Origin of the sequence: Mesorhizobium sp. M2A.F.Ca.ET.043.02.1.1 (assembly GCF_003952405.1) — a bacterium.
Taxonomy (GTDB): Bacteria; Pseudomonadota; Alphaproteobacteria; order Rhizobiales; family Rhizobiaceae; genus Mesorhizobium.
Genome location: NZ_CP034445.1, coordinates 5,931,717 through 5,945,754, shown reverse-complemented (window position 1 = coordinate 5,945,754; position 14,038 = coordinate 5,931,717). Strand labels below are relative to the sequence as shown.

The 14,038-nt window shown below is 64.1% G+C and carries 19 protein-coding genes; 9 read left to right on the top strand and 10 right to left on the bottom strand.

The window, feature by feature from the left end:
* Window position 1: 1 nt before the first annotated feature.
* Window positions 2–436 (bottom strand): EF-hand domain-containing protein, encoded by a 435-nt coding sequence (locus EJ068_RS28510; protein ID WP_127250998.1) that lies wholly within the window; start codon window positions 434–436, stop codon window positions 2–4.
* A gap of 231 nt (window positions 437–667) precedes the next feature.
* On the opposite strand from EJ068_RS28510, the gene EJ068_RS28505 reads away from it, so the two are divergent.
* The 3 genes from EJ068_RS28505 (at window position 668) to EJ068_RS28495 (ending at window position 2,874) form a co-directional block, all read left to right on the top strand.
* Window positions 668–1,090, top strand: a complete 423-nt coding sequence (locus EJ068_RS28505; protein ID WP_127250999.1) for an EF-hand domain-containing protein — start codon at window positions 668–670, stop codon at window positions 1,088–1,090.
* Window positions 1,091–1,133: 43 nt separating this feature from the next.
* Window positions 1,134–1,556 (top strand): BA14K family protein, encoded by a 423-nt coding sequence (locus EJ068_RS28500; RefSeq protein WP_127251000.1) that lies wholly within the window; start codon window positions 1,134–1,136, stop codon window positions 1,554–1,556.
* Between the two features lie 316 nt (window positions 1,557–1,872).
* A complete protein-coding gene (locus EJ068_RS28495) occupies window positions 1,873–2,874 on the top strand; it encodes an aldo/keto reductase (protein WP_127251001.1) in 1,002 nt (333 codons plus the stop codon).
* A gap of 70 nt (window positions 2,875–2,944) precedes the next feature.
* Here the strand turns inward: EJ068_RS28495 and EJ068_RS28490 are convergent, their stop codons facing one another.
* From EJ068_RS28490 to EJ068_RS32860, 3 genes are all read right to left on the bottom strand, one after another.
* A complete protein-coding gene (locus EJ068_RS28490; protein WP_126083329.1) occupies window positions 2,945–3,574 on the bottom strand; it encodes a glutathione S-transferase family protein in 630 nt (209 codons plus the stop codon).
* 293 nt (window positions 3,575–3,867) lie between these two features.
* Entirely contained in the window at window positions 3,868–4,965 is a 1,098-nt protein-coding gene (locus EJ068_RS28480; protein ID WP_127251002.1) for an NAD(P)/FAD-dependent oxidoreductase, read from the bottom strand.
* Between the two features lie 169 nt (window positions 4,966–5,134).
* The gene (locus tag EJ068_RS32860) at window positions 5,135–5,299 is read right to left on the bottom strand and encodes a hypothetical protein (protein ID WP_189341959.1); all 165 of its coding nucleotides are present in this window, start codon (window positions 5,297–5,299) and stop codon (window positions 5,135–5,137) included.
* Between the two features lie 884 nt (window positions 5,300–6,183).
* On the opposite strand from EJ068_RS32860, the gene EJ068_RS33760 reads away from it, so the two are divergent.
* The gene (locus EJ068_RS33760) at window positions 6,184–6,630 is read left to right on the top strand and encodes a helix-turn-helix transcriptional regulator (protein WP_348527618.1); all 447 of its coding nucleotides are present in this window, start codon (window positions 6,184–6,186) and stop codon (window positions 6,628–6,630) included.
* A gap of 167 nt (window positions 6,631–6,797) precedes the next feature.
* Here EJ068_RS33760 and EJ068_RS28470 read toward each other — a convergent pair whose 3' ends face one another.
* Both EJ068_RS28470 and EJ068_RS28465 read right to left on the bottom strand, forming a co-directional pair.
* Entirely contained in the window at window positions 6,798–7,019 is a 222-nt protein-coding gene (locus tag EJ068_RS28470; protein ID WP_127251003.1) for a hypothetical protein, read from the bottom strand.
* Between the two features lie 14 nt (window positions 7,020–7,033).
* Window positions 7,034–7,900 (bottom strand): RNA ligase family protein, encoded by an 867-nt coding sequence (locus EJ068_RS28465; RefSeq protein WP_126083331.1) that lies wholly within the window; start codon window positions 7,898–7,900, stop codon window positions 7,034–7,036.
* A gap of 122 nt (window positions 7,901–8,022) precedes the next feature.
* On the opposite strand from EJ068_RS28465, the gene EJ068_RS28460 reads away from it, so the two are divergent.
* Window positions 8,023–8,208 carry a DUF3606 domain-containing protein gene (locus EJ068_RS28460; RefSeq protein ID WP_042642958.1) on the top strand — a complete coding sequence of 62 codons (186 nt, stop codon included), beginning with the start codon at window positions 8,023–8,025 and terminating at the stop codon, window positions 8,206–8,208.
* Window positions 8,209–8,386: 178 nt separating this feature from the next.
* Here EJ068_RS28460 and EJ068_RS28455 read toward each other — a convergent pair whose 3' ends face one another.
* Both EJ068_RS28455 and EJ068_RS28450 read right to left on the bottom strand, forming a co-directional pair.
* Window positions 8,387–8,590 carry a KTSC domain-containing protein gene (locus EJ068_RS28455; RefSeq protein ID WP_126061481.1) on the bottom strand — a complete coding sequence of 68 codons (204 nt, stop codon included), beginning with the start codon at window positions 8,588–8,590 and terminating at the stop codon, window positions 8,387–8,389.
* A gap of 97 nt (window positions 8,591–8,687) precedes the next feature.
* Window positions 8,688–8,921 (bottom strand): hypothetical protein, encoded by a 234-nt coding sequence (locus tag EJ068_RS28450; protein WP_127251004.1) that lies wholly within the window; start codon window positions 8,919–8,921, stop codon window positions 8,688–8,690.
* Window positions 8,922–9,112: 191 nt separating this feature from the next.
* Here EJ068_RS28450 and EJ068_RS28445 point away from each other — a divergent pair, with 191 nt between their 5' ends.
* Window positions 9,113–9,706, top strand: a complete 594-nt coding sequence (locus EJ068_RS28445; protein WP_127251005.1) for a DUF922 domain-containing protein — start codon at window positions 9,113–9,115, stop codon at window positions 9,704–9,706.
* Here EJ068_RS28445 and EJ068_RS28440 read toward each other — a convergent pair.
* Window positions 9,703–11,127, bottom strand: coding sequence for a LuxR C-terminal-related transcriptional regulator (locus tag EJ068_RS28440; RefSeq protein ID WP_127251006.1), 1,425 nt, complete (start codon window positions 11,125–11,127; stop codon window positions 9,703–9,705). The two genes, EJ068_RS28445 and EJ068_RS28440, sit on opposite strands and share 4 nt — an antisense overlap.
* A 168-nt stretch (window positions 11,128–11,295) precedes the next feature.
* On the opposite strand from EJ068_RS28440, the gene EJ068_RS28435 reads away from it, so the two are divergent.
* The 3 genes from EJ068_RS28435 (at window position 11,296) to EJ068_RS28430 (ending at window position 13,481) form a co-directional block, all read left to right on the top strand.
* Window positions 11,296–11,550, top strand: a complete 255-nt coding sequence (locus tag EJ068_RS28435; protein WP_127251007.1) for a DUF1127 domain-containing protein — start codon at window positions 11,296–11,298, stop codon at window positions 11,548–11,550.
* A 170-nt stretch (window positions 11,551–11,720) separates the two neighbouring features.
* Complete coding sequence (locus EJ068_RS32855) at window positions 11,721–11,888, top strand: hypothetical protein (RefSeq protein WP_189439089.1); 168 nt, start codon at window positions 11,721–11,723, stop codon at window positions 11,886–11,888.
* 63 nt (window positions 11,889–11,951) lie between these two features.
* Window positions 11,952–13,481 carry a winged helix-turn-helix domain-containing protein gene (locus EJ068_RS28430; protein ID WP_127251009.1) on the top strand — a complete coding sequence of 510 codons (1,530 nt, stop codon included), beginning with the start codon at window positions 11,952–11,954 and terminating at the stop codon, window positions 13,479–13,481.
* On the opposite strand, the gene EJ068_RS28425 is transcribed toward EJ068_RS28430, so the two are convergent.
* Window positions 13,471–13,890 (bottom strand): VOC family protein, encoded by a 420-nt coding sequence (locus EJ068_RS28425; protein ID WP_127251010.1) that lies wholly within the window; start codon window positions 13,888–13,890, stop codon window positions 13,471–13,473. The two genes, EJ068_RS28430 and EJ068_RS28425, sit on opposite strands and share 11 nt — an antisense overlap.
* Window positions 13,891–14,038: the final 148 nt, after the last annotated feature.

Genomic DNA, 14,038 nt, shown 5'->3' with positions numbered 1-14,038 from the left:
GTCAGTTGGCGTGGGCGGCCACGATCTTGCGAATGGCCGCGATCTCGTCGGCGGAGAGCCTGCCGTCGCCATTGCGGTCGGCGAGATCGAAGAGCGGCGTGCTGGCCTGGAATTCGTCCTCGGTGACCTTGCCGTCGCCATTCCTGTCCATGCGCCGCCAACGATTGCCGAGGCGGGCCTCGGCTGCCAGGGCGCGGTCATCGATGGCCTGGCGGGCGGTCTCGATCTCGTTCTCGTCGACGACGCCGTCGCCATTGCGGTCGAGCCTTTTGAAGAGACGTTCGCGGGCGGCGAGCATCTCGTCCTTCGAGATCGCGCCGTCGCCATTGGTGTCGAGGCGCTGCAGGATGCGCTGGCCGGGCATGTCCTGCGCCGCGGCGGCGCAGACCGGAGCGAGCCCGAGAAGCAGGCCCGCAAGGATTGCTGAGTGTTTCATGGTTGGTCCTTTCGACTGTCACGTCGCGGGGGCGACTGTCGGCCAATACGCAGCCCGGTTCGTGCTCCTACGCCGACGTCCGGATTTTTTTGCCGGCCGCCGTGGCGCGGCGCCCCGTGCATCGAACTTTCCGAAAAATTCGCGGGCAGCGCGTAGGAGCCGTCGAACTTGCGCGTAGGAGGCGCTGCAAGGACGGTCCGCGGCGGGCCGTCGATTACAGCGGAGACCCGGATGACCAAGATTGTGACGGCCCTCGCCGGGCTGCTTCTGTGCGGCTGCAGCGCCTTCGCCGCCGACCAGGGCGCCCGGGAAGCGTTCCGGCGCATCGACACCAATGGCGACAGAAAGCTCGAATTCAGCGAGATCCAGGCAGCGCGGGCGCGGATGTTCGACCGGCTGGACGCCAACCACAATGGCGTGCTCGACCCCGACGAGGTGCGCGCGGCCGTGGAGCAGGTCAAGGCGAAGCGCGACGTCCAGGCCGCGCGTTTCGCGGGGCTGCATGCCGAGGCGAGCCGCATGGACCGCAACGGCGACGGCAAAATCTCGCGCGACGAATTCACGGCCGTCATTCCCGACCGGCTGCTGCAGGCGGACACCGATGGCGACGGCGCGCTTTCGATTTCCGAACTGCGGGCGCTGAAGCGCCCGTGATCCCCCCGTGATCCCAGGTGACACACAACAAAGGAGAGAGACGATGAAATGGATAGTGACGGCCCTTTGCGGCCTGGTGCTCGGCGCATCGATGCTGGCCTCGCCGGCCGAGGCCGTTCCGATCGTGCCCGCCCCCGGCCAGGCATCCGTGACCAGCCAGGCGACGCCGGTCTGGTACCGGCGCGGCTTCTACGTCGTTGGCGGCGTCTATTACTACAACGGCTACCGCGGCTATTGGCGCGTGCGCCCCGGCTACCGCTACTACAATGGCTACTGGTTCCCGGCCGCCGCCTTCGCGGCCGGCGTGGCGGCCGCCACGGTCGCGCCACCCCCGCCCCCAGCGGCGCGCCTGGCGGCCGCCCATGTGCGCTGGTGCTATGACCGCTACCGCTCCTACCGCGCCTGGGACAACAGCTACCAGCCCTATGGCGGCCCTCGCCAGCAGTGCCTGTCGCCTTATAGTTGAGCCGGGCGTACCGGCGCGGCGTGAACTCTGGATGCATAAAAAAGCGCGTCGCGCCGAAAACGAGTTCGGGCGACGCGCTACAGTCTTTGTCCGATATTACCAAACGTCGGTGTGGGTGGTTCCGTGAGTCCCCGAGGGAGTGGAGTCGGCCGGAACCACCCGCCCGCCTTGTGTCCTTCCCAAGACGGACCGACTATACGGCGCCGCCCTGCGGTTTCCTTGACCTGGATCAAACGCCGCCGGCTCGGCGCTGGACGTGTCCTGTCCCCGCCCTATACTTTCGCGAGCGCTGATTTTTCGCGGGAGACAAGGACATATGAGCCTCGGCAAACACAAACTCGGAAGCCAGGGGCTCGAAGTCTCGGCCATCGGCCTCGGCTGCATGGGCATGAGCCAGGCCTACGGCCCAGCCGACGAGGCGGAGTCGATCGCGACGATCCACCGGGCGATCGAGCTCGGCTGCACCTTTCTCGACACGGCCGAGGTCTACGGGCCGTTCGTCAACGAGGAACTGCTTGGGCGCGCGCTGCAAGGCCGGCGCGACCAGGTGACGATCGCGACCAAGTTCGGCTTCCGCATCGTCGACGGCAAGCAGTCCGGCACCGACAGCCGGCCCGACCATATACGGGAGGTGGTGGAGGCTTCGCTCAAGCGGCTCGCTACCGATCGCATCGATCTGCTTTACCAGCACCGCGTCGACCCCGCGGTGCCGATGGAGGATGTCGCGGGCGCGGTCGGCGAGCTGGTGGCCGAGGGCAAGGTGCGCTTCTTCGGCCTGTCGGAAGCGGGCATTGCCAACATCCGCCGCGCGCATGCCGCGCATCCGGTCTCGGCGCTGCAGAGCGAATACTCGCTCTGGGAGCGCAACCTCGAGCCCGAGATCATCCCGGCGCTGAAGGAGTTGGGCATCGGCCTGGTGCCCTTCGCGCCGCTCGGCCGCGGTTTCCTGGCCGGCGACGTCAAGCGCGCGGAGGACTATCCGCAGGGCGATTTCCGCCGCGGCGACCCGCGCTACCAGGGCGAGAATTTCGACTTGAATGTCGCGGCCGCCGCCGCGGTGCGCGACATTGCAGCGGCAAAAGGCGTGAAGCCCGGCCAGATCGCGATCGCCTGGCTGCTCGCCAAGGGGCCGGACTTCGGCATCGACATCGTGCCGATCCCCGGCACCAAGCGGCGGACCTATCTGGAAGAAAATGTCGCGGCGGCGGACATCACGCTCGACGCGACCGAGATACTGGGGCTCGACATGGCGCTGACGCCCGACAAGGTATCCGGGCCAAGGTATAACGAGCGCACGATGTCGCTGGTGGACCGGTAGGGGTCGAAGTCCTGAGGACTATTGAACGTCGGCGCGAAGGAACTCGGCGCCGACAGCTGGCAATCAGCCCTCACCCGCCCGAATGCGGATCGATGCTGTAGGGATGCACCGGATAGCCGGGCCCGATCGCCTCGCCCACTCTTTCCACCCAGCCCTCTACCGCCGGATAATCGGCGAGGGAGAAACCGCAATCCTCAGCGCGGTGGCTGTAGGCATAGACGGCGATGTCGGCGATGGTGAGCGTATCGCCGACCAGGAAAGGCGTGTCGGCCAGGCTGCGCTCCAGCGCGCCAAGCGCTCGCACACCCGCCTCGCGCTTGCCGGCAACCAGCGCCTGGTTGCGCTCCAGCCGGCCGGTCAGGCTCCAGAAGCGCAGCGAGCCGATGACCGGCTCGACATAATACTGCTCGAAGAACAGCCACTGCATGACCTTGGCGCGGGCAAGCCGGTCCGTCGGCAAATAGGGCGTGCCCTCGGCGACGAGGGTGAGGATTGCGTTGGACTCGGCGATCGCCTGGCCATTGTCCACGGCGAGCACCGGAACGGCGCCGGCCGGGTTGAGCTTCAGGAAAGCCTCCGTGCGGCTCTCGCCCTCGAAGATCGAGACCATGCGGGTTTCGTAAGCGATGCCGAGCAGGCCGAGCAGGACGCGGATCTTCCAGGCGTTTTGCGACGGGAGATAATCGTAGAGCATGAGCATGGCCGATCCCTCATTGGCAGCAATGGCTTCGCATGAGGTGGTCCGATGCGCCACCCGATTCAGGTGGCGGGGCTCAAAACACAGAAAGGTCTTGGCGAGGCCCCCCTCTCTGCCCTACTGGGCATCTCCCCCTCAAGGGGGGAGATTATATGTCATGTATGCTTTCGCCAATCACCAGCGCTGCAGGGAGACGGCCGTCGGAAGCTGCCAATCTCCCCCCTTGAGGGGAAGATGTCCGGCAGGACAGAGAGGGGGGCGAAGGAACCCGGCCTATCATGTTGGCCGCGACCTCCTCACCTCCCCGCAATATCCCTCGCCACTGCCTGCGCCTCGATGCCGATCTCGCGCAGCAGACCCGTGACGGGGTTGTAGAAGCCGACGAGATAGACGCCCAATTCGCTCGCCCGCGCGTTGACGCCGCTCTTGTCCGGTCTGAGCTGCGCCGGCAGGAAGGCGTCATAGGCCGGACGGTAGCCGGTGGCGAAAATGGCCGCGTCGAATTTCTTCTCCACGCCATCGACGAATGTCACGCCGTCTCCGGTGAAGCTTGCGATGTCCGGCGCGATGCCGATCCGACCCTGCTTGATCGCCGCCACGGTGCCGATATCGATAACCGGAATGCGGCCGGCCTCGATGCCTTGCAGGATGCCTTGCTTGGGCCGCACGATGCCGTATCGCTCCAGCCGGCCCAGCGCCCGGTCGAGGATCTTGGGGAACATCCAATCGTTCAGCGCCTGCGGCATGGTCCGGCTGGCGATGCCCACCATCTGGATCGGCACGCCGAACAGCTGGCGCGGCACGATGTGGACGCCCTTGCGCACCGAGATGGTGGGGTGAGCGCCGCTTTCGGCCAGATCGAGCGCGATCTCCGCGCCAGTATTGCCCATGCCGACGATCAGCACGTCCTTGCCGGCATAGGGCGCCGCTTCGGTGTAGGCGGCGCTGTGCAGCACCTTGCCCTTGAAATCCTCGATGCCCGGGAAATCCGGCATGATCGGCTGGGCGTTGTTGCCGGTGGCGACGACGACCTTCCTGGCGCTGATCCCGCCGGCGTCCGTCTGGACCAGGAATTTTTCGCCCTCGCGGCGGATGGATTTGACCGTGACGCCGAAGCGCGGCTCAAGGCCGAAGCGCTCGGCATAGGAATCGAGATAGGCCACCACCTTTTCGCGCGGAACGTAGCGGGGATGGCGTTTCGGGAACGGCACGAAAGGCAGCGAGGAGAAGGATTTCACCGTGTGCAGATGCAGCCGCCGGTAATGCCGCCGCCAGGACGGCGCAACCTCATCAGCCTTTTCGAGAATCAGGAAATCGACGCCCGCCTGTTTGAGGCAGGCCGCGACAGCGAGCCCGGCAGGGCCGGCGCCGACAATGACGACATTGGTCTCCAAAACGCTTTTCCTCCCGCCAAAGCGGCAAAACCTATGACGGGAGGGGTTGGAGGGGCAAGTAGGGAGAAGCACCCATGCTCCACCGCGTGGGATGGAGCGGGGCGCCCGGCGCCTCATCTTCGTGCATGAACGCCGCAGAGATGCATAAATCGCGATTTATTCGCGAGCGTCATACTCGAAAGCGCCGTTCGGCGCCGCGGGAGAGCACGCAGATTTCGGCTTCGGTCAGCGTAATCTGATAGCGCTGTTTGGAATTCTTCGAGTAGATGTCGTCAGTAACAATCGAGACGGTCACATCGCCGTTCTCGTCGATCTGTACATCCTCGATCTGCAACGGCGCCGAGTATATGCATTTCGGTGATCCTGGCTTTCGCGCAGGCTGAGCAGACAATCGCAATGTGAAAAGATCCCTTGCTGTGCCAGCAATTCGACCGACGCAAAATTGATGCCAGCAATTCGGTCCCGAGATGGGACGACGTTGGTCTACTCCCTCGTTCGTCCTTATGGATGCGTGCCAACTATTTCGGCAAGAGCGTAGTGTTTCGCCAGCCGGCGCCGCGTTCGCCACCCGAAACCCAGCGCCGGCTAGGCCCGGCGGTCATCCATCAACGCTACCCAACGGAACCGCCGGGCCGCTCTTATCGGCAAGTGCGCCTCGCCGGTGGAATGGCGGCGATAGCCGTGCCACGATGCTCGCCAGCGCCGGCCTAAAGCGCGTCGCGATCTTTCAGATTCGCTCCATGCGCTTTAGGTTTTTGATTTTACGCATGTCTTTATCCCGAAACCGATTCCCACTTTCGGGAGACATGCTTTAGCGATTCCGGCTTACTACCAACGGCAGCGTGCCGATCCCTCGGCAGAGGCGTATATTAAAGCGAGCCGGTGCCATGTTTCGTTTCCGAGTCCCCGCCGGCTAGGCCCGGCGTTCGCTGGCCTACCCCGTCAGCCTGCCGGGCCGCTCCCGGCGCAGGGACGTCCATCCCTGTGCCATGGGCGAAAAACGGTGGAAAGTCATCAACCGTGATCTTTATGCAGCCGCACTAATATACCCACTGCTGCAACCGGCTCCCCACCGAGTCGGCTAGGCCCGGCGGTTCATCCAACGCTACCCCAACGCGGAACTGTCGGGCCGCTCCAGGGCGTGAACGGAAAGGGAGCCACTCCCAACGGAAGGAAGGGCGTCGGCCGCCACCTCATTCAGACTGAAGTCTTCATCAAATGTTAAAACCTGGCAGCCGCGCTGCCACCTGCTTCGTTGCAAAAATCGGCCTGGAACATTTTAGCGAGATTGAATGTTCCAGAGTTATGGACAGCCGACATGAACTCTCCGCAGAACAGGTCAGACTGGCCCGGGCCCTCTTGAACTGGTCGCGGGTACGCCTGGCTTCGAAGGCCAACGTCAGCGAAGCGACGATCAGCGGAATCGAAAACGGCCTAAAGAACACTCGACCTGGCAGTGTGCTTGCTGTGCGGCTGGCTTTGGAGGCTGGGGGAATTGTCTTTGCGCCGGATGGGCGCGCTTCGATAGTAGATCCGAAAGGCCAGATCACCGCCGACAACAGAACGTGGCGCCGACGGCTGGCGGACCGCTCCTTGACTCGCGACCGATCTGAGGTGCGATCTCAAATGAGAGCCGTCGCTCGAAAGAAAAACCCGCCGACCTAAGCCGACGGGTCATCTTCCCTCAAACTGCTGTGCGCCCCTTTCCCCGGATGGTCCGCCCGAAACCCAGGAAACCCCGCACAAGCCTTTTCTAATGGAATCTCATGTAAAGGGCTGTAGCTTGGCAGCAACAGCTACCCCGACTAATGAGGCAACGACCGTGATGCCGCTTAGAACATGTGTGAGCGACCCAGAGCCAGCCGTGACAGCGAAACAAGCTCTTCCTCATCCTCGATGCCGGCCATGAAGTTGGCGAGGATTCGTGACGCCAGGGCCTCACGTTCATCGGCAGTCTGCTCCTCAGTTTTCAGCCGGTCGAACACCCTTGCCACGAACTCCAATTGAGCAGGCTCGAAAATTCCGGCGTCCTGCGCCTTCTGGCGAACTGGCATCGCAGTAACTCCACCTACTTTTCGCGAAAATCCTTCAGTGAGGCATGACGCAACGTCTCCTCGCCCTTGAGGAACTTCACCCGTCCGACCAGGCCCGGCTTCAGCCACTCCGCCTTCTGCTTTGCCAATCCCTTTGGAGGCGGAGCACCAACTTTGCCCTGCACGCGATCCCAGAGAGCCTGTCGTTTGTCGGCTTTGAAGGTCACAAACGCACCGCCCATGTACCGGCCCTTGTCGGCCATCAGCACCATGGCAGGCTTCCCCGCCTCACGCTGCACGCCAATGATGTCCATTTCGGCTTCGACGTAGCACTTGATTTTCCGCCAGTTCATGGTCGCGCCGGAGCGATAGACACTGTCGAGGCGCTTCGAAACGATGCCTTCCAGGTTGGCCTCGCACGCGAGGTGGTAAACGGCGTCGCCAGTGCCCGGCAGAGCCTCCGAGAACTGGATATGCCCACCTGCCGGGATAAGCGCTTGCAGCACCTCCCTGCGATCTTTCAGGGCCATGTCGCGCAAGTCATGGCCATTCAGATGCAGGAGGTCGAATGTGACGAAATAGAGAGCCTGAGGCCGCTGTGTGATGGCCGACCGCAGCGCATGGAAGTCGGACAGGCCTTTTTCGTTGAGCACAATCATCTCGCCTTCGATAATGAAGCTCTCTGCCTCCAGGGTCTCGGCTTCCTTGGCGATCGACTTGTACTTCGCGGTCCAATCAATGCCCGACTTTGTGAACACACGGACGCCTTCATCGTCCCTGATGATCTGCGATCTGTAGCCGTCGAATTTCACCTCATGGCTCCAACCGTCTGCCTTTGGCGGTTGCTCGACAAGCTCAGGCTCCATCGGGCGAATGAAGGACAGCCGAACCGGCTTACGCATGAGAGCCCCAACGCATCACTCAAGTTTGATTCAATAGCGCAGGGTCGTTTCAGTTCCGTTAGCTGCAGCTAATGGGAACATTCGGTGCGGAACTCTGTTCTCTCTCACCAGGAGGAACGGCTATGGCAGACGACAAGACCAAGCGCGATTTCAGGGACCGCGACCGAGTTTCGGCGAATGAGGATTACGAGGTTCGCTACTTCGCCAAACAGCATCGCATCACGCCCGAGCAGGTGCGTGAACTGATCGGCGAGCACGGCAACGACCGAAAGACGTTGGAGCGCGAGGCGAGGAAGCTTCGAGGATGACGAGGCTTTCCGAGCTGGGTCCGCCGAAAGGGGTGACGGTGCACCGCCCGCCGGGCTCCATTCGGAATTCGGACTTCTATCGCTGCGAGACGTGCGGCCAGGTCGTCGACTGCAAAGACATCAGACAGGTTATGTGGCACCAGTTCCAGGATGAGCATGAGCCGCTTGAACTGGACAGCTAATCGGTAACGCGGCGATACCGGAAATGACCGCGGATATGGTCGTTGAAAAAGCGGCCTTTGACAAAGGCCGACCGGAACGCGGCGTAAGTCTCCGGCGGCACGCCCTCAAAGTCGTAGCGCTTGCCGCTGGCCACGAACCACACAGAGAGGATCCTGCTGGTCGGATCGTACTCGGTTTTCTTGATCGAGGTGGATGGCAATGGCGCACCTTGCGAGTTTGCATTCGCAAACGCCGGGAACGCGGCTTTTGTTTCAGGGATGGGAATCTATAACGCCTCCCCATGAAGCGCCGGCGCCCTAGTCCGCCGCGCGCGGCGCCTCGGGCTCGTCCTCCGGCGGTTCGAGGATCTCGATCAGTCTCGCCACGCGGGCGCCAGGCATGGCATGGCCCTCATTCACCAGCGCCTCGTCGGCGCCGATCCAGGCGAAGGCCTCGCGCAGCTCCTCGAGGCTTGCGCCGGTGAGCGCGATGTCGGCAATAACGGCCTCGTCGACCGGTCCAAGCACGGAAATGATCTCGTTGCGGGTCATCTTGTCCTCCCCCATCGGTTGGGATGATTGGCCACGGAAGATGATTGGCCAAGGAAACGGATGACGGGCGGAGCGGGTTCCGGCGCGGCGTCTCGTAGTCTCCTTCCTCAAAGGACGGATTGCCCGCGCGCTTTGATCTCGCACGAGACAACCGCTATGCACCTAACGCACGGAATCCCATCGAGTCCCTCATGAAATTCGCCATCCTGCTTTGCGCCTTGCTCCTTGCCTCCCCTGCGCGGGCGGACTGGAAGCCCATCGAGAGGATCGAGACCTATGCCGTCTCCGGGCAAAGCGCGGAGCAGCTCTATCTGTCGATCGGCGAGAAGGGCCCGCTGGTCGGCGCGGCCGGCGGCGGGCGTCGCGTCATCGCGCACACGTTCTTCAAGCTGACCTGGCAGCGCGACTACCAGCCGCAAGGCAGCGCCTGCGTGCTGAAGTCGGCGCGGCCGAAGCTGATCATCACCTACACGCTGCCGAAGCCGGCCGGAAAGCTGGACCCCGCCCTGCAGGCGCGCTGGGACAGGTTCGCGGCCGGCCTGATCGCGCATGAAAAGGTGCACGGCGCCGGAATCGTCGACATGGTCGACAAGATCGTCGCCTTCAGCACCGGCCTCACCGCCGAGAACGATCCCGGCTGCAAGAAGGTCAGGGCCGAACTGACGGCCTATCTGGACCAGCTCTCCAGGGCGCAGCGACAAGGCAGCCGCGACTTCGACACGAAGGAGTTCGGGCAGGACGGCAACATGCTGAAGCTGATCGCGGCGTTTCTGGGCGGCGGCTAACGGATCGCCACCAGCTTCGCCGCGTCGCGGATAGCGCGCACGGCGTCCGGATTGGTGACGGGATAGCCCGCAATGAAACCGTCCACCGAGAAGCCTGGAAATTCCGTGCGCAACCTGCCCGCGATGGCGGCCGCCTCGGCCCCCTCGCCCTCCCTCGCATGGGCGAGCATCAGAAATATCAGCACGTGCGGAGAATCCGGCGTGCTCCGTCGCAGCGCGGCTATGGCTTCCCGGTACCGGCCGGCCGTGAACAGGACGCGCCCCTGCATGCCGAAATACCATGGCGGGGCAAGCGGGTTGAGGCGCATGGCGCGCTCGATGAGCAGGATCGCTTCGGCCGGATCGCCGGCGACCAGCGCCTTGCTGCCGGCAAGCAGCGCCAGTGTGTCGGCATGATTGGACCCACATTCGAAGGCGCGCCGGTGCGCTCTTTCAGCTGCCTCCAGATCGCCGAGGCAGCCCATGAGATCGCCGAAGCAGTTGTGCGCAGTGCTGTCGCTCGGGTCGAGCCGCAGGGCATTCTCGGCCGCCCAGCGCCATTTGGCGATCGAGGCGTTCAGATCGTCGCCGAAGCCGTTGCAGGCCTCAATCGAATAGGCGTAGGCAAGTTCGGTCCAGGCCCTGACCAGTGTCGGGTCAAGATCGAGCGCGCGTGAAAACAGCCTGATGGCTTCCCTGTTGCCGCTGCGGCTGAAGGTGTTGTGCTGCTCGACGCCCAACAGATAGCAGTCGTAGGCGCGCAGGCTAGCCGGCGGCTTGCGGCGGATCGCATTGCGGCCGACCGTGGCGATCGTTCCGAAACAGCCGGCGAGCACGTTGATGACGCTTTCGGTCAAGCTGTCCTGCAGCGCAAAGATGTCCTCCACGGGCCGGTCGAAGCGCTCGCTCCAGAGGCTGACGCCGGTCTGTGCGTCGGCGAGTTCCATCGTAAGCCTTACCCGTCGGCCGTCCGCTCGCAATTGACCAGACAGGATATAGGCAGCACCCAACGCCTTGCCGTCGGCGGCGAAATCGGCCGGCCTGCTGCCAAGGGCCTTCATGGTGTGGAAGGCAACGACCGGCAGGTCCGCGTAGCGCGCAAGATCGACGGTAATGTCCGACGACAAGCCGTCGGCAAAACGGCGCCATTGCTCGTCGGCACTCAGGCATTCGATAGGGAATATCGCCAGCATCGGCGAAGCTTCGGGCCCGTTCGGCGACATGGCCGGCGCGGCTGCGATGGCGTTGATATGCATGGCGAGCGCGACCTTGCTGCGCACGCCTAGCTTTTCATAGATCGCCGCGAGATGGGTGCGCACGGTGGACGGCGCGATGAACAGCGCCTCGCCGATCTCGCGATAGGTCATGCCGGCGGCGAACCTCTCCGCCACCGCGCGCTCGCGGTCCGACAACGCCTCCGAGGTCGTCACGATGCGGTTCATGGCTTGTCCTGCCAGCGGGCATAGATGCGATCAACCGTAGAACCATCAAAATACTACAAATGCAGGACCCAAAACACTGCATGCGGCCGATGGTTCGGCGCATGGCGAAGGTTCAGCCTCCCCGCATGCCCTTGTCCATGGGGCAGCGTTCAAACGAGGGAGCCGACCATGAAAACGATGCTCGACACCATATCCGAATTCCGTGACGCCGTGCGGCTCGATCTCAGCGAACCGCTGACGGACGCCCACGCGGCCGAGCAGCGGCCCGGCCTGTTCGACCTGCTGTCGGCATGGGGCGAGCGGGCGCGGTTTCGTCACGAGCTTGCGATCAGGGCGCGCGAGACGCCGCATCTCATCGGCGATATCGGCCTGACGATGGACCAGGTGCGCGACGAACTCGCCAAGCCCTTGTGGCGCCGCTAGGCCGGACGGATTCAGCGAAAAATCAGGATTGTTTCAGGACAAACGGACGCCCTCGGGACGATGATGGCGTTCATGGCAGCACATGACGCCAGCCACGGAGGTCGATCATGCATGCGAGGACTGACGTATCATTTGCACCGACGTCGCTGTCGCGGGGTGAAGCGCTGAGCATGCTTTCCGCGGGCATCGCGGGACCCTGCTGCGGCGAGGCCAACGAGATGCTGGCCTGGCTATACCTGCTGCCGCCCAACGAGACCGCGCCTGGCGAGGCTCGCGTCGAGCCGAACGCCGCGCGCCGCCGTTCGTGGCTTGGCCTGCTCGGCATGTTTCGGGCTTGACCTTGCCGGGATTTGCCCTCCCAATGAACCCCGCGCAATCAGGCGTGTCGATGGGGCAAGGGCTTGGCGCTACGGATTGGCGGCGCTGTTCTCGATCTTGACCGGGGTACGCTCCGGCGCGACGGCGAGATTGTGCCCGTCAGGCCAAAAACCCTGGAACTGCTCGCCTTCCTGACGCGCAATCCCGGACGGGTGCTGAGCAAGGACGAGCTGTTGCAGGCGGTCTGGCCGGGCATCATCGTCACCGAGGACTCGCTCACGCAATCGATCCGCGACGCGCGCAAATCGATTGGCGACGAGGCGCAGGCGCTGATCCGCACCGTGCCGCGCCGGGGCTACCTTTTCCAGCTTCCCGAGACCGAGGCCACGCAGCCACCGGCGGCATCCGCGGCGCGGGCGGAGCCTACGGTGGCGGTGCTGCCGTTTGATGTGGACCCCGCCGACGCCACCGCCAAGGCATTGTTCGACGGTGCCGTCGAGGAAATCACCAACGCGCTTTCATACTTCAAGACCGTCGCCGTGCTGGCGCGCCATTCCGCCTTCGCCCTGGCAGAGCATTCGCGCGAGGACATCCGGGCGACGGCGGAGCGGCTCGGCGCGGACTATATCGCCGAAGGCCGTGTCGAAACCGCCGGGGCGGAATACAGCGCTCGCGTGGTTCTGACCGAGACGGCATCTGGCCGGCGCGTCTGGTCGCAGAGCTTCACTTTTGCCACGGCCGATATCTTCGCTTTCCAGACGATGGTAGCGCAGCGGATCGTGACGGCGCTGGTCGCCAACATCGAAAGCGCGGTGATGCGGCGCGGCCTGCCCGCGCCCGCCGCCAATGTCGAAGCCTATCTGCATTTCCTGCGCGGCAAGGAATTGCTGCGCAGCTATGGCGAAGGGGTCAACCAGGCGGCTCGCACGCATTTCCTCAAGGCGATCGAGGTCGATCCCCAATCAGGGCTGGCGCATGCCTATTTGGCCCTCGCCGAAGTGATTATCGGCGGCTATAACGACGCGCCGCGCGCCGTGCTCGACCAGGCGCGCGACCGGGCGCTGCATGCGATCGCGCTCAGCCCGGACGAGGCGCGCTGCCACCGCATGCTGGCGCTGACGCTTCTCTATCGCGGCCGCGACGAATACGACGCGGTCGAGAAGCACTTCGCCCGCGCGCTGGATCTCAATCCCTACGATGCAGACACGCTCGCCCAAACCGGCTTCTTCCGGGCGCTGCGTGGCGACGGCGAGGCCGGGCTGGCCCTGCTCGACAAGGCCATCCAGCTCAATCCGATGCATCCGACCTGGTATTATTACGACCGGGGCGAAGCCCTGCTGATCCTCGGCCGCTACCGCGAAGCGGCCGCCTCTTTCTCTTGCCTGCCCCGCAAGAGCGCCTGGCAATGGGCGAGACTGGCAACGTGCTACGCCCTGGGCGGTGACGCCGGGAAGGCGCTGGCTTGCGTGCGTGAAGGACGCGCCCTGGAGCCGGGTCTGACAATCGCGAAAATCGTCGAGGAAACGCGCATGGAGCGATCCGAGGACCGCGAGAGAATACGTGGGGGGCTCGAGCTGGCAGGCTGGGACGGCACGCCGCTCGCTAGAAGCTGATCTCCACCGCCGCGGCGCTTCGCCTGGCCTCGCCGTGGAACACTGCCTCGATGTTGTTGCCGTCGGGGTCGAGCAGGAAGCAGGCATAGTAGCCGGGATGGTAATGGCGCTCGCCCGGCGCGCCATTGTCCTTGCCGCCGGCCGCGAGCCCGGCCTGGTAAAAGGCATCGACCATAGCTCGGTCCTTCGCCTGGAAGGCGAGATGATGGCGGCCGGTCAGCACGCCGAGCGCGGCGCGGCTGTCGGCGCTGGAGACGAACAATTCGTCGGCCCAGAAATAGTCCTGCGCCTCGCCGCCGATCGGTATGCCCAGCACCTCGAACAGGGCGCCGTAGAAACGCCGGCTGGCCGCAAGGTCGCGCACCACGAGCTGGATGTGGTCGATGAGCCGGCCGCGATAGAGTTCCATGGGGTGCTCCTGCTGGTTGCTGCGGCTCAATCTAGAAGGGCCTGCAACGCGGTCAATGTGGAGCGCCGCAGGCTGCTGACACTGAAAGGCCGGCGGCGGAGCGTAGACGCCAAATAACGACACGCCCAAAAAACCAGATAAAAAATGC